General features: G+C 30.1%; 18 protein-coding genes and 3 tRNA genes. 6 read left to right on the top strand and 15 right to left on the bottom strand.

What is annotated here, in order from left to right; all coding sequences use genetic code 11:
* Positions 1-8 precede the first annotated feature (8 nt).
* From E4J94_RS15315 to guaA, 9 genes are all read right to left on the bottom strand, one after another.
* On the bottom strand, positions 9-1793 hold the full coding sequence (locus E4J94_RS15315) for an outer membrane protein assembly factor (RefSeq protein WP_135836663.1): 1785 nt from the start codon (positions 1791-1793) through the stop codon (positions 9-11).
* Positions 1794-1840: 47 nt separating this feature from the next.
* Positions 1841-2398, bottom strand: a complete 558-nt coding sequence (locus tag E4J94_RS15310) for a C40 family peptidase (protein ID WP_135836662.1) — start codon at positions 2396-2398, stop codon at positions 1841-1843.
* A gap of 35 nt (positions 2399-2433) precedes the next feature.
* The gene (locus E4J94_RS15305; protein ID WP_135836661.1) at positions 2434-2976 is read right to left on the bottom strand and encodes an RNA polymerase sigma factor; all 543 of its coding nucleotides are present in this window, start codon (positions 2974-2976) and stop codon (positions 2434-2436) included.
* Between the two features lie 80 nt (positions 2977-3056).
* Positions 3057-3127, bottom strand: a tRNA-Gln gene (locus E4J94_RS15300).
* 40 nt (positions 3128-3167) lie between these two features.
* A tRNA-Gln gene (locus E4J94_RS15295) sits at positions 3168-3238 on the bottom strand.
* Between the two features lie 92 nt (positions 3239-3330).
* Positions 3331-3401: transfer RNA gene (locus tag E4J94_RS15290), tRNA-Gln, on the bottom strand.
* 144 nt (positions 3402-3545) lie between these two features.
* Positions 3546-4718 carry a hypothetical protein gene (locus tag E4J94_RS15285; RefSeq protein ID WP_135836660.1) on the bottom strand — a complete coding sequence of 391 codons (1173 nt, stop codon included), beginning with the start codon at positions 4716-4718 and terminating at the stop codon, positions 3546-3548.
* A gap of 62 nt (positions 4719-4780) precedes the next feature.
* On the bottom strand, positions 4781-5353 hold the full coding sequence (xpt, locus tag E4J94_RS15280) for a xanthine phosphoribosyltransferase (RefSeq protein WP_135836659.1): 573 nt from the start codon (positions 5351-5353) through the stop codon (positions 4781-4783).
* 71 nt (positions 5354-5424) lie between these two features.
* Positions 5425-6957, bottom strand: coding sequence for a glutamine-hydrolyzing GMP synthase (guaA, locus tag E4J94_RS15275; RefSeq protein WP_135836658.1), 1533 nt, complete (start codon positions 6955-6957; stop codon positions 5425-5427).
* A gap of 171 nt (positions 6958-7128) precedes the next feature.
* On the opposite strand from guaA, the gene E4J94_RS15270 reads away from it, so the two are divergent.
* Both E4J94_RS15270 and E4J94_RS15265 read left to right on the top strand, forming a co-directional pair.
* Positions 7129-7884 (top strand): glycerophosphodiester phosphodiesterase family protein, encoded by a 756-nt coding sequence (locus E4J94_RS15270; protein WP_135836657.1) that lies wholly within the window; start codon positions 7129-7131, stop codon positions 7882-7884.
* Positions 7885-7917: 33 nt separating this feature from the next.
* Positions 7918-8400: a GNAT family N-acetyltransferase gene (locus E4J94_RS15265; protein ID WP_135836656.1), complete on the top strand. Its 483-nt coding sequence runs from the start codon at positions 7918-7920 to the stop codon at positions 8398-8400.
* Positions 8401-8445: 45 nt separating this feature from the next.
* Here the strand turns inward: E4J94_RS15265 and mtgA are convergent, their stop codons facing one another.
* From mtgA to E4J94_RS15250, 3 genes are all read right to left on the bottom strand, one after another.
* Positions 8446-9117, bottom strand: coding sequence for a monofunctional biosynthetic peptidoglycan transglycosylase (mtgA, locus tag E4J94_RS15260; RefSeq protein WP_135836655.1), 672 nt, complete (start codon positions 9115-9117; stop codon positions 8446-8448).
* Between the two features lie 106 nt (positions 9118-9223).
* Positions 9224-10807 (bottom strand): FMN-binding glutamate synthase family protein, encoded by a 1584-nt coding sequence (locus tag E4J94_RS15255; protein WP_135836654.1) that lies wholly within the window; start codon positions 10805-10807, stop codon positions 9224-9226.
* Positions 10808-11039: 232 nt separating this feature from the next.
* Positions 11040-12623, bottom strand: a complete 1584-nt coding sequence (locus E4J94_RS15250) for an ABC transporter substrate-binding protein (RefSeq protein ID WP_246034352.1) — start codon at positions 12621-12623, stop codon at positions 11040-11042.
* A gap of 59 nt (positions 12624-12682) precedes the next feature.
* On the opposite strand from E4J94_RS15250, the gene mtaB reads away from it, so the two are divergent.
* The 3 genes from mtaB (at position 12683) to E4J94_RS15235 (ending at position 15369) form a co-directional block, all read left to right on the top strand.
* Positions 12683-14020 (top strand): tRNA (N(6)-L-threonylcarbamoyladenosine(37)-C(2))-methylthiotransferase MtaB, encoded by a 1338-nt coding sequence (gene mtaB / locus E4J94_RS15245; RefSeq protein WP_135836653.1) that lies wholly within the window; start codon positions 12683-12685, stop codon positions 14018-14020.
* Positions 14021-14130: 110 nt separating this feature from the next.
* Positions 14131-14661 (top strand): DUF4136 domain-containing protein, encoded by a 531-nt coding sequence (locus E4J94_RS15240; RefSeq protein WP_135836652.1) that lies wholly within the window; start codon positions 14131-14133, stop codon positions 14659-14661.
* Positions 14662-14766: 105 nt separating this feature from the next.
* Complete coding sequence (locus E4J94_RS15235; RefSeq protein WP_135836651.1) at positions 14767-15369, top strand: porin family protein; 603 nt, start codon at positions 14767-14769, stop codon at positions 15367-15369.
* A gap of 36 nt (positions 15370-15405) precedes the next feature.
* Here the strand turns inward: E4J94_RS15235 and E4J94_RS15230 are convergent, their stop codons facing one another.
* On the bottom strand, positions 15406-16869 hold the full coding sequence (locus E4J94_RS15230; RefSeq protein ID WP_168801895.1) for a helix-turn-helix domain-containing protein: 1464 nt from the start codon (positions 16867-16869) through the stop codon (positions 15406-15408).
* 229 nt (positions 16870-17098) lie between these two features.
* Here E4J94_RS15230 and E4J94_RS15225 point away from each other — a divergent pair, with 229 nt between their 5' ends.
* Positions 17099-19426: an outer membrane beta-barrel family protein gene (locus E4J94_RS15225; protein ID WP_135836649.1), complete on the top strand. Its 2328-nt coding sequence runs from the start codon at positions 17099-17101 to the stop codon at positions 19424-19426.
* A 62-nt stretch (positions 19427-19488) separates the two neighbouring features.
* Here the strand turns inward: E4J94_RS15225 and E4J94_RS15220 are convergent, their stop codons facing one another.
* A complete protein-coding gene (locus E4J94_RS15220; protein ID WP_135836648.1) occupies positions 19489-20769 on the bottom strand; it encodes a T9SS type A sorting domain-containing protein in 1281 nt (426 codons plus the stop codon).
* A gap of 262 nt (positions 20770-21031) precedes the next feature.
* The gene (gene odhB, locus E4J94_RS15215; RefSeq protein WP_185145649.1) at positions 21032-22264 is read right to left on the bottom strand and encodes a 2-oxoglutarate dehydrogenase complex dihydrolipoyllysine-residue succinyltransferase; all 1233 of its coding nucleotides are present in this window, start codon (positions 22262-22264) and stop codon (positions 21032-21034) included.
* Between the last annotated feature and the right edge of the window lie 18 nt (positions 22265-22282).

The raw sequence follows: 22282 nt of genomic DNA, 5'->3' as shown, positions 1-22282 counted from the left end.
TTTTTATATTAATCCCATCTATTCCAACGAATATAAGTTGGTTTTGAAAAATCGAAATCCATCATTTGAAAATCTCTATTATCAAGTAAATTTGTCTTAATTAAATTATCTCCTTGTCCGGGAATTGTTGGATAATATGACAATGAAAACCTTATATTATTAAAAACAAAATAATCATTTGTTAGCATCACACCTAAACTAAAGCGGGAATAAATTGGATTATTCAAAACGAACCTCTTATTATCTCCAATTGCAGCAACCATTGCATTAAAAAATGGAGAAATACGAAATCCTAAGAATTCATAAGGTGTATAAGACTGTAGTTGATATTCAAACATTAACTTTTGCTGTCCAAGCAATTCTCTGTCTGATTTGAATCCAGCCATTCCTAAATAATCGTGTTCATGAAGCGAAAGTTGATCGGCAGGCGAATCTAATCTACTTTTTCCTAAAAGATAATTGGTCTTCATAAAATTTCTTAACTTCCATCTTCCCCAATTAATCAATCTCGCCATATATTGCAGTTCTACAGATAAAGTTTTTTGTTCAAATTTTCCTTTGTTAAAAAATCCCCCAAACTCAACTCCAAATCCCCAAAAACCTGTATTCAGAAAGCCGCCTGCAGAGGCTTTTCCTCCAAAATAATATCGATCAGTTTGACGAATATTCTGTATTCCTCCTATTATTCCTAATGATTTTCCAATTGCAATATCTTCTTCTATATCATAATTGAAAATATATTTTGTTTTGATGTATCGCTTCGAAGAAATTCCTATCCCTACTAAATAATTTGTTTGGTCTGAGAAAAAATTAACAGGATCATTCTCTGGCGTTGGTGTTTCAGTATAAGCTCGATCATAAAATCTTCCCGCAACAATAAGATTAGTTATATTTTCGGAGTAACCTTCATCAATCCTAAATGCTCTTGCTAACCAATAATCTTGATAATTATATTTGAAAGGATTGTCTACTAAAACAGGTTTTTCAAAATCTAATGAATCTTTGAAATATACCTGTCCAACCGAAACTCCTCCCGCATAATGCGCCAAGGGTGAATAAAAAGATCGCACAAAACTGATTGATTTTGTATAATGATTATCCTCATTTTTGAAATAACGCACATTTCCCATAATTCGGGTTTGAGCGATATTTGGAACGGTATAATTGAATTGATACAATGAATTACCTGTCTTATAATTATGACGATATCTATTATCAAAAACATGTCCTAACCCTAAAAAATTTCGCTCACGAACCCTAATTCCTGCTTTTGAACTTGATATAGATCCTGTGATAAACATACTCCATGAATCTATAGAGTTTACATAAAGATCTACTGAATCATTTCCTATTTCTTCTTCTTTTATTTCCACTCTTCGTATAGAACGATTTGTACGAATTAAACGCTCAGATTCCGCAGCTTTTATAGAATCATACTTATCACCTGGTTTAAGTAACATATTCTGACGCAATACAAAATTTTTAGATTTTCCATGCAGTGTATTTCCTGCCCTTTCTAACCATTTTGTTGGTCTTCTTGTAGTATCTTTTAAGGAATATCCAAAGGGATCTTGCGTTTTGTAGTAAATATTTCTAATTATCTTTCCTTGATATTTTCCATCTTCAGTATCATTGTTTGGCTGAATTGGAAAACTTGTAGGTTTTTTATTGAATAATAATTTTTGATAAAATTTTCTGAATTTAGAATGATTTTTATTTTCAATTCTAACTGTATCTATTTTTACACTATCCTCTTGAGCATTAACAACTATGGATAAACTAAAAAATAGCAATCCAAGAAACGTTAATAATATTTTTTTTTTGTAAATCACGCTCCAAGTTATAAAAGTCTCATAGCTTTTACAAATCTACTTTTCCAATAGTTTTCATCAAGAGAAGAAATAATTACACCTTTTGAAGTTGATGAATGTACAAAATTAATTGAGCCATTGCGATTTATACTTTCTACAATCCCAACATGCGAAATAGAGTTTCCAGATGTATTAAAAAAAATCAAATCACCTATTTTAACATTTTCGATATTGATTTCTTTTCCATATTCTGCTTGATCACTAGAACGACGAGGTAAATCTAAATTCAGTTCCTTAAAACTAACATACACTAATCCTGAACAATCAAAACCTGTATTGGTTACTCCACCATATTTATAAGGTGTTCCTAAGTAAGATTTAGCTGTTTTTAAAATTCTATTCACATTTCGGGGAGCATTATCCTCAATATTCTTAGAACGATAAACTTCAGAGGTCTCAGATTTTTTAGTTGAAGTATAAACTTTTTTAGAACCAGTTTTTTTATAAGAAGTTACTTTACTACTTCCACAAGACGTCAAGAATAAACTTGCGATTATTATTGTTGTAAGGTATATGCGCTTCTTCATTTTTCAGTTCTATTTTCTTCAACAGATTAAAGATACTAAATATTATTCTGCATCACTTCTGTTAACAATTGTTTAGCTCTTAAAAGACGAACTTTAACATTTGGTAAAGTTAAATTGAGTTCTTCAGCTATTTCTTTATACGTTTTATCTTCAATATAACGTAACTCGATAATTTTTTGGTAAGGGTCTCTCAGTTTTGAAATAGCTTTTATAAGTTTATCATTATCTTGTTTTAGAATTAAATATTCTTCAGGAGAAGGATGATCTTCTAAAATTTCAAGAAATTTTGTTTCATCATCAAGAGAAATATTCAGCTTTGGAGATTTTCTAATATGATCTATCATTGTATTATGAGCGATAGAAATTACCCAAGTTTTAAAATCAAAATCTTCGTTATATAATTTCAATTTCGCAAAAACTTTTGTAAAAGTTTCAATCGCAATATCTTCAGCCTCCTCTTCATTTCTTATTTTACTATAAACATAACCATAAACTTTGTTCCACAAAAGCTCAATCACAGCATTTTGAGCATTTCGTTTCCCTTTTTTAGCTTCTAAAATTATGTTTTCTAAAGTCATTTTTAATTCTACTACTATAAATATAGTAAATTTTATCAATAAAAAAAGCTTCAATAGTACTATTGAAGCTTAAAAATCTGTAGACCCACAGGGATTCGAACCCCAACTAGCGGCACCAAAAACCGATGTGCTACCGTTACACCATGGGTCTGTCCATGATTATTATATTAAAATTGAAAAGAAAAAAATTGTAGACCCACAGGGATTCGAACCCCAACTAGCGGCACCAAAAACCGATGTGCTACCGTTACACCATGGGTCTGACTAAATTTTATTTCAATTTTCGCAACTTTTTTCTTAACTAAGTTAGATAAAAATGCCTCAACAATTTCTTATCGAGGCATAAGACTTTTGTAGACCCACAGGGATTCGAACCCCAACTAGCGGCACCAAAAACCGATGTGCTACCGTTACACCATGGGTCTATGTCTTAATTGCTGTGCAAATATAGAAAGGTTTTTTAATTCTCCAAAACTAATTTTACAAGTTTTTAGCTAAAACAGACGTTTTATATGATAAGATATTGAAAATGAATTTTAAAAAATAATTATTTTTTTCACTTTTTTTTATCAAAGCTTCATACGGATGATTTCATTCTTAAATTTACGTTTCAAATCTTGTCCACAATCAAAAACCATTTGTTCATTTGAAGGAAATGGAATAGGTCTTCTACCAATCATGTTCAAATAATCACGATCTAGAGAACGTCGATCTCCTTTATAATTTCCATAAGAATCTCTAAAAATATATTGACTAACTAAATTCTTTGATTCTATAGCTTGTTCTTTTTGATTATCTATTAAATAATATCTTGCAGTTATTGCAGCTTCTTTTATACGTTGTATTTCTTCAAACCTACTTTTTACTGTAATATAACGATCAACCATCACAGGTTTTCCATCTTTATCTTTCACTACTACTCCATTTTGTACCAATTCTTCTTTGCCATCTACAATTTTTTTCTCAAAATTATGAACTTCTATTTTTTCACGTTCAGGCGAAATATTTATTGTTTCAAAACTTAATTGAATAACATAATCATATGAACTATTTAGTTTACCTGTATAAAACTCTGTCCATCTTGTATCTAATCCATAAGAATTAAAATCTAACAAATCCTTTTCAAGCATTCTAGGAATCACAACTTCTGTGTTGTTTATTAACTGAACTAGAACTTTATACATTCCATTTACACGAGCAGTATTCATCAAACTTCTTGTATCCTTAAAGTTAGAATAAACCGTTTCCAATATTTCAAACTTTTGATATGCCGTTTGCGCATTCAATTTTCCTCCTTGATTTAGAAAAGATTTTCCTTCATCATATAAAAATTGTGCATACTTTTCTTGAATTGTTTTATAAGCTACCGAATAATCTTTGGTTTTAAAATTATAATTTTTTCCATTTATCATTCTACCATTAATACCCGAAATCGTTTTCTGTCTATTTTGTAAACGAGTTATAATTTGATATGCTTCTTGATATTTCGAAGAATTTGTAAGAGACTCTATTTCTTTTAACCTAATTTCATCTGCTTGTTGACCTTTATGATAGGCTTCAAAAATTAAAGGGACGTATTTAATTCCATTTTTCTCTGAGGGATTTTTGAAATAAGCCTGAGTAGCTTGCTCGAAAGCTTGCTGAAAGTTACCAGAAATAAGAGCTGTATTTGCAGATTTGTACGAATTACAACTTGTAAGGAATAGTAAAAAAAAGGTTAAAGCAAGTAATTTTATTTTCATAAATAGATAAATTTTATTTTTTTCTTAAGCAAAAAGAAAGCCAAAAAAAAGGCTTTCATGCTTTATTGTTCTTCAAAAATAATTGAATTATCTCCTAAAGATTTTAATCTAATCAATGATTCAACTCTGATGTTTTCATTCAATAAACGATCGCGACCTTCTTGAAAAGACTTCTCAATAATAAAGCCCATTCCCAAAAGGTTTGCGCCTGATTGTTTAATCAAATTTTCAACACCCAACGCAGCATTTCCATTCGCTAAAAAATCATCAATAAAAATAACATTATCATTTTCATTCAAAAATTGGCTGCTTACACAAACATCATACGTTCGGTCTTTTGTAAATGAATACACTTGCGACGCATAAAAGCCTGCCATCGTTTTAGGTTTTGCTTTCTTCACAAAAACAACGGGCAAATTCAATTCTAATCCAACCATAATTGCTGGTGCAATGCCACTCGCTTCGATTGTAATGATTTTATTAATGTTTAAATCAGAAAATCGCTGGACAAATTCCGACGCAATTGCTTTCATCAAAACAGGATCCATTTGGTGATTGATAAAACTATCAACTTTCAGAATTCCACCATCGAAACTTTTTCCATCCTTCAGAATTCTTTCTTTTAAAAGTTCCATTTAATATTTAGTTTTTTAAAGTTTACAAAGAAAAAAGTCAGCACATTAGCTGACTTAATATATTATTTCGCTTATTCCCACTCAATAGTTGCTGGTGGTTTTGAGCTGATATCATAGGCTACACGGTTAATTCCTTTTACCTCGTTTATAATTCTGTTTGAAACTAATTCTAAGAATTCGTAAGGTAATTTTGACCAAGTTGCTGTCATAAAATCGATCGTATTCGCAGAACGAACAACAGCTGTATATTCATACGTACGCTCGTCTCCCATTACTCCAACAGATTTTACTGGTAATAAAACAACGAAAGCTTGAGAAACTTCATCGTATAAATTATGTGCATAAAGCTCATCGATAAAAATTTGATCAGCTTCTTGCAAAATATGCACTTTTTCTTCATCAACTTCTCCTAAAACACGAATTCCTAAACCTGGTCCTGGGAATGGATGACGGTAAACTAACTCGCGCGGAATACCTAATTCTACTCCAACTTTACGAACTTCATCTTTGAATAATTCGCGTAATGGTTCTAATAATTGAAGTTTCATATCTTCTGGTAATCCACCAACATTGTGGTGAGATTTGATAGTTGCAGAAGGTCCTTTTACAGATTGCGATTCGATTACATCAGGATAAATAGTTCCTTGCGCTAAGAATGCTGCATCTTCAAATTTATTTGATTCTTCATCAAAAACAGCCACGAAATCTTTACCAATTGATTTTCGTTTTGCTTCTGGTTCATCGATTCCTTTCAAATTTGTTAAGAAACGTTGTGAAGCATCTACCATTTTGATGTTCATGTTGAAGTGCTTTCCATAATTTTCCATTACTTTTTTTCCTTCATCTTTTCTCAATAAACCAGTATCAACAAAAATACACGTTAATTGATCTCCAATTGCACGATGAATTAAAACCGCAGCAACAGAAGAATCTACTCCTCCAGAAAGTCCTAAAATTACTTTTTTATCACCAACTACTTCTTTGATACGAGCAATTTCTGTTTCGATAAAATCTTTTAAAACCCAATTCTTTTCAGCCTGACAAATATTAAAAACAAAGTTTTCTAACATTATCGAACCATATTCTGAATGAGTAACTTCTGGGTGAAATTGCACCGCAAAAATCTTTTTATCTTCATTTGCGATTGCCGCAATATCTATGTTTGATTTTCCTGAAATCGTAAATCCATTTGGTGCTGTCATCACTTCATCAAAATGACTCATCCAAACTGTAGATTTTTCTGGAACACCTGCAAATAAACTGTTTTGAGCTAAAACTGTTAATTCAGACTTTCCATATTCTCCCTTTTCTCCTTTCTTAACCTCTCCTCCTAATAAATGAGAAATCAATTGCATTCCATAACAAATTCCTAAAACAGGAACTCCTATTTCGAATAATTCTTTTTCTACCAAAGCAGCTTCATCTCCAAAAACTGAAGAAGGTCCTCCTGATAAAATAATTCCTTTGGGATTGTGTTTTTTGATTTCTTCGATCGAAGTGTTGTAGGGAATAATTTCTGTATAAACTCCAAATTCTCGAATTCGACGAGCAATTAACTGATTATATTGCGAGCCAAAATCTAAAATAATAATTCCTTGCGTCATTGTGTTTGTCTTTGTGCAAAATTAAGTGAAATTCGGCGCAATCACAATTTTATTCTAGTCAAAATTTAATTCTTTATAACATATTTATCTATGATTCTTTTACTTCTTAATGTTTAGATAACCTCAATATATATTAAACAAAATAATTTTACTCACAGAAAACAATTCATCATGAAAAAAATTATATTTACTGCCTTAACAACCTTTATGCTTACTAATATGGCAAATGCTCAAAAAATTATTGCTCATCGTGGTTATTGGGACACAGATAATAATGCAAAAAATTCAATAAAGTCTTTAAAATCTGCACAAGAAATTGGTGCTTACGGTTCTGAATTTGATGTATTAATTAGTACTGATGATGTTTTGATGGTAAATCATGATGATCATTACCAAGGTCACACAATCGAAACTACAAATTCTTCTCTTTTGAAAACATTGAAATTGGCAAATAAGGAAAATATGCCAACGTTAGAAGAATATTTTGAACAAGGAAAAAAGAATAAAAATGTCAAATTAATTTTCGAATTAAAACCTCATTCATCAAAAGAAAACGAAGATCGTGCGGTAAAAAAAGCGATTGAAATCATCAAAAAACATAAAGTAGAAAAACAAGTTGAAATCATTTCATTTAGTCAAAATATATGTGATGAATTCAAAAAATTAGCACCAGAATTTCATGTTTCTTATTTAAATGGCGATTTATCGCCAAAAGATGTAAAAGCTAGAAATTGGAACGGAATTGACTACAATTATAAAGTATTTCAGAAAAATCCGACTTGGGTAAAAGAAGCGAAAGATTTAGGTTTATTAGTTAATGTTTGGACAGTAAATGAGCCTAAAGTAATGCAAGAAATGATTAATTTAAAAGTGGATTATATTACAACAGACAAACCATTGATCTTAAAAGAAATTTTGACTAAATAATTTAGTATATTTAGCAGAATAAGAAATCATTTTATGTCTCAACTTAACTCCTTCGAAATCTATTCATTTACAACGTTAAACCAAATTCATAAAGACTATATTTTTAAAATTTGGAACAATGAATACCCTATAAATTTAACTTTTGAGAGTTTTCAGGACACAGAAAATTATCTGAATAGTTTGATTGATGCGAAACATTTTTTTGCTGTTGATGACAACAATCAAATGCAAGCTTGGGCGGTAATTTTTGAAAGAGATTATGAAAAATGGTTTGCAATAATTGTTGATAGTAAATTTCATCAAATTGGTTTGGGGCGTAAAATTCTTAACCGATTAAAAACATTTTCAACAGAACTAAATGGTTGGGTAATTGATCATGAAAAAGATAGCAAAGCGAATGGAGAACCTTATCGTTCTCCGTTGGCTTTTTATATGAAAAATGATTTTAATTTACTTTCTGAAAGTCGTCTGGAATTAGATAAAATTTCTGCAGTTAAAATAAATTGGAGAGAATAATAAAAACAAAAAAAAGAGAAGTTAATAAGCTTCTCTTTTTTTATTTTATTCTCCTAAAACCTTTTCCAAATCAGTGCTTCCTTGTATATTTCGCATTTGTCGCTCAATATGACTGGCGCGTCTACTGATAAAAGACGAAGGCGGATTCACATTATATTTTCGTGGCAATGGTAAAGCTGCTGCAATTCGAGCCGCTTCATTTTTGGTTAAATCTTTAGCAGGCTTATTAAAATAATATTCAGAAGCTGCCTCAACACCAAAAACACCAATTCCCATTTCAGAAGTATTCAAGTACATTTCTAAAATACGTTGTTTTCCCCAAATTTTTTCGATCATAAACGTAAAATAAACTTCCAATCCTTTTCTCAACCAAGATCTACCTTGCCACAAAAAAACATTTTTAGCTACTTGTTGAGAAATCGTAGAACCTCCACGAAGTTTTTTTCCTTCTTTATTTTTTTCGATCGCTTCTTGAATTCCATCCATATCAAATCCATTATGAACAGGAAATTTTTGATCTTCGGAACCAATCACAGCTAATTTTATATTCCGTCCCATTTCATCATAGGCAATATAGTCTCGCTTAAATTTCCCTTGTTCAAAACCTTGCTGAACTTGTGTAATCGTGAATGGCGGATTAACCCACTTCAATACAACGATGTATATAAGATGAGCTACAAAAAGATAAAGTATAACCTTACGAATAAATTTAAACATTTTGTTTCTTTGAATTACGAAAGCAAAGTTATACGATTTATTGAATTTTGAAAATAAAAAAGCAATCCAAATGGATTGCTTTTTTATTTATTATTTTTGAATTTGATTAATTTACTTTACTTAAAGTACGAATACGAATCTCTTCTAAAATTTCTTCTATATTTTTACCTATATAAGCTCCTTCTTCTACAATAGGATATAGTTGATCATAAGACATAATACGCGTATTATCTATACGTAAATTTACATGAGAACGATTAAAGTCTCTGTGTGATTTCACACCTGTTGCAGAAATTAATTCAGACAAAATATGCATAGTTTTCTTATGAAAATTATACATACGAGTCGCTTTATCTTCAACATCTAATCCTTTCATTAATTCACGATCTTGTGTCGCAACACCAACTGGACATGTATTTGTATTACACTGTAATGCTTGGATACATCCTACAGCCATCATCATAGCACGAGCCGAATAAACTAAATCAGCACCAATAGCCATTGCACGAGCTATATGGAAAGATGAAATAATTTTTCCAGAAGCTACAACACGAATATCTTTTTTAAGACCATAACCACGTAACGTATCAACTGCGAAAGCTAAACCATCTAACAAAGGCATACCCAAAGAGTTTGAAAACTCTACAGGAGCAGCTCCAGTTCCACCTTCACCACCGTCAATTGCAATATAATCTGGTTTGATACCAGTTTTGATCATCGCTTCACAAATCTCAATAAACTCACGCTTAATCCCAATACACAATTTGAAACCAACTGGTTTTCCACCTGATAATTCTCTTAATTGTTTAATAAAATGTAACATTCCTTCTGCATCAGAGAAAGCTGAGTGAGATGGAGGTGAATCAACTGTTGTATATGGTTCTACAGCACGAATTGCCGCAATTTCTGGTGTATTTTTATTTGCTGGTAAAATTCCTCCGTGACCTGGTTTTGCACCTTGAGAAATTTTCAATTCAATCATTTTTACATTTGGTAAAGTAGCACGCTCTACATATTTATCAGGATCAAACCCTCCGTCTTTTGCACGGCATCCAAAATATCCTGTACCTATTTGCCATATCAAATCTCCACCTGGCTGCAAATGGTATGGAGAAATCCCTCCTTCACCTGTATTATGCGCAAAGTTTCCTAATTTAGCACCTTTATTCATTGCTAATACAGCATTTTCACTTAACGAACCGAAAGACATTGCAGAAATATTCAGTAAACTTGCTAGATAAGGTTGTTTACATTCGCTTCCACCAACTTTTACACGAGGATCATCTGCATGTTTTATTTTCCCTGCATACATAGAGTGATTTAACCATTCGTAACCTGGTTCATAAACATCTAATTGAGTCCCAAAAGGAACAGTATCTATCACATTTTTAGCACGACGATAAACCATACTACGCATCAAACGATCAATTGGTTTACCTTCTGTATCCGTTTCAACAAAATATTGCATAATTTCTGGACGAATACTTTCTAGTAAATAACGTCCATGCCCAATTATAGGGAAGTTTCTTCTAATAGCATGTTTTGTTTGTGTAATATCAGCAAACCCTAAAGCAATTAACGGAAGAATAATTATTAAAGACCATAAAATTCCTGGCCAGAAATAAGAGATTACTCCAATTGCAACAAGAGTAATGATAGATCCTACTACGAAAAGTTGTCTTACTTTCATAAGTAAAAATTTAAATGATTTTGATTAAAAATTTGGTGTCAAATATATCTAAAAAAACTCGGTTTAGCGCCTTTATTTCTGAAATAATTTCTTTTAAAATATTGATTTCAAACGATAGAGAAAACCGATTATTTCAAATAAGTTAACAATTATCTAATGTCGTAAAATAAAATGAAAAATTATTTAGTTTTCTTTAAAAGATATTCAAACTTTTCGTAAAAAGTTAAAAGAATTATTGTTTATAAACTCTTGTTAAATCTAACAATTTGATTGGTCCCATCGAAAAATTCTTAACTTTTTTATTCAAAAACAACGTTGTTTGATCATAAAACAAAGGTAAAATTGGTGCGTTTTGCATCATCAACGCATCCATTCTTTGATAAAGTATCGCACGTTCGTCAGGATTATTTGTCAAAAATGCTTGTTCATACATTCTATCAAATTCTATATTTTTATAATGTGAATAATTTGGTCCTTCTGGCGCAAAGTTTTTCGAATAATATAAGGATAAAAAGTTTTCGGCATCTGGATAATCAGCTCCCCAATTTGCACGAAAAAGAGTAAATTTCCCTGTTGCTTTTCCATCACGCATTGTTGGTCCAGGTACAACATTCACTTTTATTGGTAAACCTAACTTCGCCATTTCCGCGGCAATATATTCGCAAACATCTACATATTCTTGCACCGTTGTTAACTCGATTGACGCAATTTTTCCGTTCGTTTTTTTATAGCTATTGATTAATTCACGTGATTTTTCAAGAGAATATTTGTAACCACTTTCAGGAGAATAACCTGGTAAACCTTTCGGAATGAAACCTCCATCTGCTTCAAAAGCTTGACCTTTCATCATATATTTGATGATTTTGTTTTTATCAACTCCATAATTTAATGCTTGGCGCAATTTCAAATCAACTGCATTGGGCGCATCAAGGTAAAAACATAAATAAACAGTACTTAAATAAGGAACTTTTTGAATCGTTAAAATATTCGAATATTTTGGATTCAAATCACCGATTGGATTTAAAATTTCATCTTTATAAGAAGGATCCAAATCTGCCATCATATCTAAATTACCTTTGATCAATTCTAAAAATTCTGAGTTTTTTTCTGGTAAAAAAGATAGATTAACGGCTTCTAAATATGGTAAACGTTGACCTTTTTCATCAAATTCGAAATAGTTTGGATTTTTTCTGAAAACCATTTTTACGTTATCTTCCCAAATCTTAAATTGAAAAGGACCTGTACCAATTGGATGCTTCAAGAATTCTTCGTTTCCATTTTTGAATAATTCTTTCGGAACAACAGAAGCGTATTTCATCGAAATTAAACCTAAAAACGCAGGATAAGCTTCTTTCAATTTAATTTCAAAAAGTGTATCATTTATTGCTTTATACGAATCAATATTATTCATAATCCAACCTCCAGAACCTCCAGTTTTAGGATCTTTTAAACGATTAAAACTATATTCAAAATCAGAAGCAGTAACAATTCGAGTCGAATCTTTCCCGAAAGCTTCATGTTTGTGAAAAAAAACATCATTTCTTAAAGTAAATGAATACGTTTTTCCATCTTCGGAAACTGTCCAAGATTTTGCAATATCGGGTTGAATTTCTAATTCGTTATCAATTTTTACCAAACTGTTGTACATTAAATTACACGCCCAGTTATTGGCTTGTGTTCGTGCATTAATCGGATCTAAAGAAGAAATATTATCGTAACGATTTAATTTAAATACTTTGTTTTCATCGATTTCAATTTTCTTAGAACACGAAAATATTGAAACGAATAACATAATGTAGATAAAGTATTTAGTCATTTTATAAAGCTGATTTATTTATGTTTCAAAACTATGGATAATTTCTTAAATTTGCAGCTATGAATAATCAAACTAAAACAGTTGCATTTCATACATTGGGATGTAAACTTAATTTTTCTGAAACTTCGACGATCGCAAGAAACTTGAAAGACAATGGATATCAGAAGGTTGAGTTTACAGATTCTGCGAATGTGTACGTAATCAATACATGTTCGGTAACCGCAAATGCAGACAAAGAGTGCAGAACGATTGTGAAAAATGCAATGAAAGCAAATCCAGAAGGTTTTGTTGTCGTTGTAGGTTGTTATGCGCAGTTGAAACCGCAAGAAATTGCGGAAATGGAAGGTGTTGATTTGGTTTTAGGAGCTGCAGAAAAATTTAATATTGCTGAATATTTAGACGATATCAATAAAAAAGAAGAAACAATTGTACATTCTTGTGAGATTGAAGAAGCCGATTTTTACGTTGGTTCTTATTCAATTGGTGATCGTACGCGTGCTTTTTTGAAAGTGCAAGATGGTTGCGATTATAAATGTACGTATTGTACAATTCCTTTGGCTCGTGGAATTTCGCGTTCGGATACAGTTGAAAATGTCATCAAAAATGCTAATGAGATTGCACAAAAAGGAATCAAAGAAATTGTATTAACAGGTGTAAATATTGGTGATTACGGGAAAGGAGAATTCGGAAATAAAAAACACGAACATACTTTCTTGGAATTGGTGCAAGAATTAGATCAAGTTGAAGCGATAGAACGAATTAGAATTTCTTCTATTGAACCAAATTTATTAAAAAATGAAACAATCGATTTTGTTTCAAAAAGTAATCGATTTGTTCCACATTTTCATATTCCATTACAATCTGGTAGCGATGAGATTTTGAAGAAAATGAAACGTCGTTATTTATCTAATCTTTATCTAGATCGTGTAACAAAGATTCGCGAAGTAATGCCGAATGCATGTATTGGTGTGGATGTAATTGTTGGTTTTCCAGGAGAAACAGAAGAATTGTTTATGGAAACATATAATTTCTTAAACGAATTACCAATTAGCTATTTACATGTATTTACTTATTCGGAAAGAGATAATACAGAAGCTATCGAATTTGAAGGAGTTGTTGATCAAGGAGAACGTAAACGTCGTAATAAAATGTTACGTATTTTATCGGAGAAAAAACGTCAAGCTTTTTATCAATCTCAATTAAATTCTACTCAAAAAGTATTGTGGGAACATGATAATAAAGAAGGAAAAATGTTTGGTTTTACAGAGAATTATGTAAAAGTTCAAACTGATTTTAATACAGAATTAGTAAATGAAACACAAATTGTAGATTTGATAAGAATCAATCACAATGGAATTGTTGAAGTCAAAATTCATGAGTTAGAATTAGCAAAATAAAATTGTAAATATTAGTTAAAAAGAAGCTTGAATATATCAAACTTCTTTTTTTAAATTTACTTTTACATTTAGGAATAATAATTGTAGTTTTAAATAAAAAAATTAAGGTCATGAAAATTATACATTTTACTTTTATAATTTTGTTGTCATTATTTGTAACAAGTTGTGGAACAGTTCAAGTAAGTACAGATTACGACAGATCAACAAACTTTGCAGCTTATAAAACTTATTCTTTTCATCAAAAAGGATTAGACAAACTGAAAGTAAATGATTTGGATAAGAATAGATTAATTAAAGCAATTGATACGCAAATGGCGTTAAAAGGATTTACAAAAGTAAGTTCTGATTCTGATTTAGTAATTAACTTATTAACAAGCTCTAAAGAACAAATTTCTGTAAATAACAATAATTGGGGTTACGGTCCTTATGGTTACTATGGAGGATATTACGGAGGAAATAGTGTTTCTTCTTACCAAGCAGGAACAATTGTAATAGACATAATTGATGACAAACGTAATATATTGGTTTGGCAAGGTGTTGGTTCTGATCTTAATTTGAGTAATATTAGCGCAAAAGCAGAAAGAATTCCGAAAGCTATTGAAGAAATTTTAGCTAAATTTCCACCTCAACCAAAAAAATAAATTCTCAAAAATAATATAATAAGCTCTTCAAATGAAGAGCTTTTTTTGTGAAATGAAAATTGTATTAAAAAAAGCTTTAATTTTGTTAAAAATATACAATAACTTATGAAAAATTTAAAAACCAATCTATTAAGTTTATTTCTTTTAAGTTTATCTACTTTTTCTTTTGCTCAAATCGAATTTGGAGTTAAAGGTGGTATTGGACTTAGTAACACAACTATTGTTCATGGAGTTTCTAAGGAAAGATTTGGATTTTTAGGAGGTGCTGTTGCAAAGTATCAGTTAACTACTCGAAACGAAAATCATTATTTACAAGCAGAAGTATTATATACAAATCAAGGAGAATATTCTTTATATAAAGAAGGTGGAAAAAAATACAAAGCTTTCTTAAACTATATTAATATTCCTATAATGTACAAATATTATTTTGATGATCAAGGAAAAGATTTCTTTTTAGAAGCTGGTCCTCAATTAGGCTTTAAAGTATCAGAAAAATTTGATGATGGAGAACCCGAAAGTGACAACAATATCCCAAAATCATTTGATTTTGCCTTTAATATTGGAGGAGGATATTCAATTAATAGACAAATTGAATTTAATCTTAGATATCAATATGGATTAATTGATACCTATGATTTTAAAAAATGGGATAATGGAACAAACCGCTCTTCATTTTTAACTTTAGGAATAACATACTTTTTTAAATAAACTAAAAAAACCGCTATGAAAGCGGTTTTTTTAGTTTTATAAATTTCTAATAAAACTAGAAGGTCGAAATCCTGTATAATCTAAAAATGCATCCGAAAAAGTTTTTCTTGAATTAAAACCTGTTTCCTCTGCTAAAGCATCAATTGTATATTTTTTTAGATTTGGTTCATCAACTATGCGTTTCAAAAGATAATTAATTCTCAATTCATTAATATATTGATTAAAATTTTTAGACCTAGAACGATTAATATAATTTGAAACAATTGTTCGATTTGCATTCAATTCCATAACCAAATCATTCAACGAAATTTTTGGATTTAGAAACAACTTTTGTTCTTCAAATAATTGCAAACACTGTTCAAACGCTTCATCAATTTCAACTTCAAATTTTGTTTTTTCTAATTTATTTTCTTGCTTGATATCTACTTCAAGTATAGCTATTTCATCAATGCATTTTTGTAAATATTCTTTCTTTTTTTGATGCTTTTGATTCATTTTATAAAAAACAATTCCACCAAAAATTAAAATTGCAACTAAACAAAAAAATGAAATTCTTTTAAAGTTCTGATTCTTTTCTTTCAATAAATTTCGTTCTGTTTTTAGAAATGTATTTTCATATTTTTCGAGATTCGGTTTCAAAACTGTTTTATCTGCAACGTAAAATAAACTATCAAAAGACAATAAATTATTTACAGACAATAATTTATCTCGATTATTTCCATACTTCTCATTATATTCAACTACTCGTTCATAAGAAAGTCGAAGTTCTTCATCAAGAATTTTATATTGTTTTGAGAATTCTACAACATTTTCAAAATATTGGATTGCTTCTTTATTTCGCTTTTGTTGATATAAAATTTCACCTAAAAATTGCTCTGAAATCACATACCATTTAATATCATTTTGCTTCCAGAAAGCTTGTTGTGCTTTTTTCAATGTATTAAATGCCGAATTATAATCTTTTTTGTAAAAATCAATAATTCCTTTATTCTTCAAAGCATATTGATAATTTGATGTATCAACCGTTTCAGACAACTCAATTTTGTTGTAATAATCGCTTTTGTTCAGATGATTTGTTTTGCTATACAAATAAGACAATTTCCCAAGAATAGAAAGGTAAATACTAAACGATTTTGACTGATGTTTATATTTCTCGAAATATGGTAAAGAAGCTTCATACAATTCTATAGATTCCTTTATTTCATACAGATTTTCCTTTGTTTTTGCTATTCCAACAAGAGAAGAATAAAATGTATAATCATCTTTTATTTCGGTTGATAACTGTTTAGAAATTGTAAAATTTTTCAATGCATTATTGTAATTACGTTGCTCCAAAAAATAATTTCCTTTTTCGATATAAGCTTCACTCAAAACAACTTTATCATTCAATCGATAAGCTGTTGAAATCGTAGAATCAATAATTCGAAGATTTTCTTCAACCAAATCATTATTTTTTTTACGTAAAAATTCAGCTTTATCATTTTGTGTTTTTCCAAACATATTTATTGAACTGAATATGAATAAAATAATTAAGATAAATTTAAGAAATCTATTTCCTGAAATTATAAAACGTAACATACTGTATTTCTTTAATTTGAATAACATTGTAAACAATTATCATTTGACACCAAGTTCATAAAAAACATTTAAAAATATAAATTAAAATTGTTCAAACAAAAATTTTACTTCTTCTAGATGTAAGTAAAACAATAATCAACACAATTTTATTATGAAATTTTTACAATTAATTCTCATTTTGATTAGTTCTTTTGCTTTTGCACAAGAAAAATATTCAATTACAGGAAATATTTCATCAGAGAATGAATCAAAAACAATTCACGCAAAAGTTATTTTATACGATGAATTTCAAAATGTTATTCAAACAATTGAAATTGAAAATTCAGAATTTAACTTTGAAAATTTAGCACCAAAAATATATTCAATTTCAGTTATTTATGACAATAAAATTCAAGATGAAGAACCTTTTTATTTAAACGAAAATAAAATATTTCATTTAAACATTTATGAAACTGTACAAGATGAAACTTTACAAATTGATGAAGTTATAATCAATGGAAAAAAGGAAACTTTCAAAATAGAAAATGGTAATTATAATATTGATGTCACCAATTCAAATTTTAATAAACTTGCTACAACCAAAGAATTATTTTCAAAATTACCAAATGTCATGTTGGGGGCAGATCAAGAAACATTGACAATTATTGGGAAAGGAAATCCTTTGTTGTATTTGGACGATCAACAAGTTGATTTTTCTACCATTTCAAGTTTAGCAATTGAAGATATAAAATCGATTGAAATCATCAAAAATCCTTCTGCTAAATATGAAGCAAATGGAAAATCTGTCATAAAAATAAGCCTTAGAAAAAGTAAAAAAGAAGGTTTAAAGCTAACTTTACAAGAAACATTATCGTTCAAAAGAAAGTTTAATAATTATTTCAATTCGACTTTTCAAATTCGTCAAAATAAAAGCGAATTTAAACTGAGTGCATCTTATAATCAACTAAATCCGTGGGAAGGAAATGGATTTGATTATCGAATAAAAGACAAAAATATTCAATCCAATTATTTCATAAAATCTCAAACTAAGCGTCCACATTTTCTTGTAAACACAAGCTTTTTTCAGGAATTAAATGAATCTGGAGATTATCTTTCGTTTGCTATTAACTCGAATTTCAGAAAAGATAAAGGTTTGATTGATACCAAAACAAAATATTCAGAAAACAACGAAAATCAATCTATTTTAACGTTAAATGATAATGAAAATCATCGAAATTTTGTGAATACTTTGATGAATTACAACAAAAATATTAAGTCAATTGATGCAAGTATTTTAACAGGTTTACAATACACGATTTATAATACAGGAACGACATATGATTTTTACAATAAGATAAATGAAAATGATGTCGAATACAATCAATCGCGCTATCAAAAATATCGTCTTAAGGTTTTTGCAGGGAAATTTGATGTAGAGAAAAAGTTTGAATCTGATCAGAAAATTGAAGTTGGAGGACGTTTTACGCATGCAAAATCAGAAACAACTAATCAAACGTTTTTTCCTCAACGATCATCGGAAGAATTTCTTTATAATTTCAAAGAGCTAAATCTTTCCGCCTATTTGCAATACACTAAAAATTATGAAAAATGGAATTATAAAATTGGATTAAGAACAGAAACGACCAATTCTAAAGGTTTTGATGAAATAAAACAACTTTCGGATATTGATAAAAAATACATTGATTGGTTTCCAAATGCAGAAATTAATTACACTTTTGAGAATAAAAATGCGTTAACAATTTATTATAAACGCACGATTGACAGACCGAATTACAGCAATCTTTCTTCTGGGAATTTGTATGGAAGTCCTTATATCGAATACAGCGGGAATTTTAATATTTTACCTACTTACACCGACATGTTTTCTGCGAATTATTCATTAAAAAAATGGAATATGAATGTTACGTATTATCAAAGTAAAAATCCGATGAGTTATACGTTGATTTATGATGATGTGAGAAATATTTCAACATTTACAACGGTTAACTTTGAAAAAGAAAAAAACATTTCTGTTGGCTTGGATGTTCCATTCGAATATAAAATTTGGTCAACACAAATTAGTTTAGCTATGATTTATAGTAAAATTCTTGATGAAAAAGCTCTGTTAAAAAAATCCGTTCCATATATCTATTTATACTCTAATCATAATTTCAAATTAGGAAAAGATTTCAATTTTATGGTTGATGGATATTGGTTAAGCAAACGAATAGAAGGGATTTATGATCGAAATTCTCAAGTTATCGTTAATCTTGGATTGACAAAATCATACAAAAACTTTGATTTTTCTATTCGTTTCAATGACTTATTAAAACAAATGAAATTTAGCGAAACATTGAAGTATGATAAAATTAGCTCTAAAAACTTATTTTTAGTAGATTATCAAGAACTATCAATTGGTATTAAATATAATTTTGGCCGATTAAATAAAACTATCTTGAAAGAGAATAAAGTAAATGAAGAAGAAAATAGGATTAGATAATCTCAATGTAAAAATCAAAAAAGCCATTCTTTCGAATGGCTTTTTATTTAATCTTTAAACATCTATTTTTTAATAAACTTTATTGATTCATTAGAAAAATCTGTATAGATTTTAATGATATAAACTCCTTTATTTAAATCTTTTAAACTTACTTGATTATTAACAATGTGATCTGAACCCCAAACTTTTTGACCAGCTAAATTAAATACTTCAACAGAATTCACTTTTCCTTTTGCATTAATTTTCAACTCATTAATAACAGGATTTGGGGAAATCGTAGTTAAATTTTTAGTAACATCTATTTCTGATGTAGTTAAATTTTCTAATTTGATAACAAAACCTTTAAGATCCATTTCATTCCAATTAATACCAATACCTCCTATATATTCTCCGTTTGGAGATATTCCAGTAGGCAAAACAAATGTGAAACCTCTATTATCATATCCTAATTCTTTTACATAATCATCAATTTTAACAATTCCTCGATCTTTAAACCAAATGAAACCTTCACCATCAGTATTTGTAGCATACCAAGGTTTCCAATAACCCACCGCTGTGTTTCCGTCATCAGAAATGGCTACTATTGACGTGTTATAATCTGGATCTGAATGAACTATTTCTGTGTAAGTATTAGTTGTTACATTATAAATATATGCTTCTGGTTCGTTGAAACCAACAATAATGTTTCCGTCACCAGACACAGCTAAAGCTTCCCCTACAAGATTACCTTGTTTATCTTTGATAAATGTTTGTTCTCCGTTTTTCCAATAAACACCTTTTCTAAAACCATTCTCAGCATCTTGCCAACCAACAATAATAGTTCCATCTCCATTAACAGAGTTTGATCTTGAACTTTTACCTGTAACAGTAGAGCTTAAGTTTCTCATTCCTGAGGTTCTATTCCAAACAATGCCGTTCGCTTGAGAAGCAGACTTCCACCCTAGTCCAACAATTGTTTTTCCATCACTAGACATTCCCCAAGAAGAGGTGTCACTTCCATTTGCACTTGCTCCTAAATACTCCCATTTTTGAGTAGAAGCATCATATATCGCCATCTCATCAATTCCTGTATTTGGATTTGTCATTGTCCCTGAGATCAATGTTCCATCAGCAGAAATCGTTGTGTTTCCTGAAATATAATCATTATCACCTGCTATTTCTCCAATAACCAAAGTACCAGCTTCTTTTGTCCATTTAAAATGTACTACTCCTCCTGCATTTCCTACGGCGACACCATCATTAGAAATATCTGTAACCTGAGCCCAAGTACCAACATCATAAACTTGAGCATTTGATTCTAAAAGCATTAATAATGATAATGCAATAAAATAATTTTTTTTCATAATTTTAATAGTGTTAATTCATTACCTTTAAAATTAATTTTTATTTCAATAAGTATTAATAAGTAATTAATTAGCATTTTAACTTACTCAAAAATAAAAACATAAGTCACTATTTTCGAGAAGAATAAACAACAAAAATTATATAATAAATAAACAGAATTTCTTTAAATCAATTAATAAAAAACTACAATATAAAAAAAACAAAAAAAGCCATTCTTTCGAATGGCTTTCAATTTATGGATTGTTAGAATGTTTTCTTGTATTACAATTCTAAAGCTCTTTTAGCATCACCTCCCATTAATACATTTAATGGATCTTCTACCGCTTCTTTAACTGCAACTAAGAATCCTACAGATTCACGTCCGTCGATGATACGGTGGTCATAAGATAAAGCAACATACATCATTGGAGCAATAACAATTTGTCCGTTTTTAACAACTGGGCGCTCAACAATATTGTGCATTCCTAAGATACCTGATTGAGGTGGGTTAATAATTGGTGTAGACATCATAGATCCAAATACACCACCATTAGTAATTGTAAATGTACCTCCTGTCATTTCATCAACAGAAATTTTTCCGTCACGTACTTTTATTGCTAAATCTTTGATAGATTGCTCAACACCACGGAAAGTTAAGTTTTCTGCATTACGAACAACTGGTACCATCAAACCTTTTGGTCCTGATACTGCAACAGAAATGTCAGCAAAGTCAAATTTTACTTGGTAGTCACCGTCAATCATAGAGTTTACGTCTGGGTATAACTCTAATGCGCGTGTAACTGCCTTTGTAAAGAAAGACATGAATCCTAAACCAACACCGTGTTTAGCTTTGAATTCGTCTTTATATTGGTTACGTAAAGCAAAAATTGCAGACATATCAACTTCGTTGAATGTAGTTAACATTGCAGTTTCATTTTTAACAGAAACTAAACGTTGTGCAATTTTACGACGTAATGATGATAATTTTTTCTCTGATTGAGCACGAGTTCCTTGAGTAGAAGTTCCCATTGCTGGTGTAAAACGAGCTGCATCATCTTGAGTGATACGTCCGTCACGTCCTGAACCTTTTACTTGAGAAGCGTCGATACCTTTTTCATCTAAAACTTTTTTAGCCGCTGGAGATGGAGTTCCCGTAGCGTAAGTTGCAGCTGGAGCAGCAGGTGCTGGTGTAGCAACTGGAGCTGGAGCAGCTTTTACTTCTTCTTTAACCTCAGCTTTTGGTGCTTCTGCTGCTGGAGCACTTCCTCCTTCTGGTTTAGCAGCTGATGTATCAATAAGACAAACAACCTGTCCTACTTCTACAACATCACCTTCTTCCGCTTTCAAAGTGATAATTCCACTTTCTTCTGCTGGTAATTCTAATGTTGCTTTATCTGAGTCTACCTCTGCAATTGCTTGGTCTTTTTCTACGTAATCACCGTCTTTTACTAACCACGTAGCGATCTCTACTTCTGTGATTGATTCCCCTGGTGATGGGACTTTCATTTCTAACATATCTATTAGCTTTATTTT

It is taken from the genome of Empedobacter tilapiae, assembly GCF_004785645.1.
GTDB classification, from domain to species: domain Bacteria; phylum Bacteroidota; class Bacteroidia; order Flavobacteriales; family Weeksellaceae; genus Empedobacter; species Empedobacter tilapiae.
Note: the sequence above shows the minus strand (reverse complement) of the source record. Positions and strands in the feature narration are given on the sequence as shown.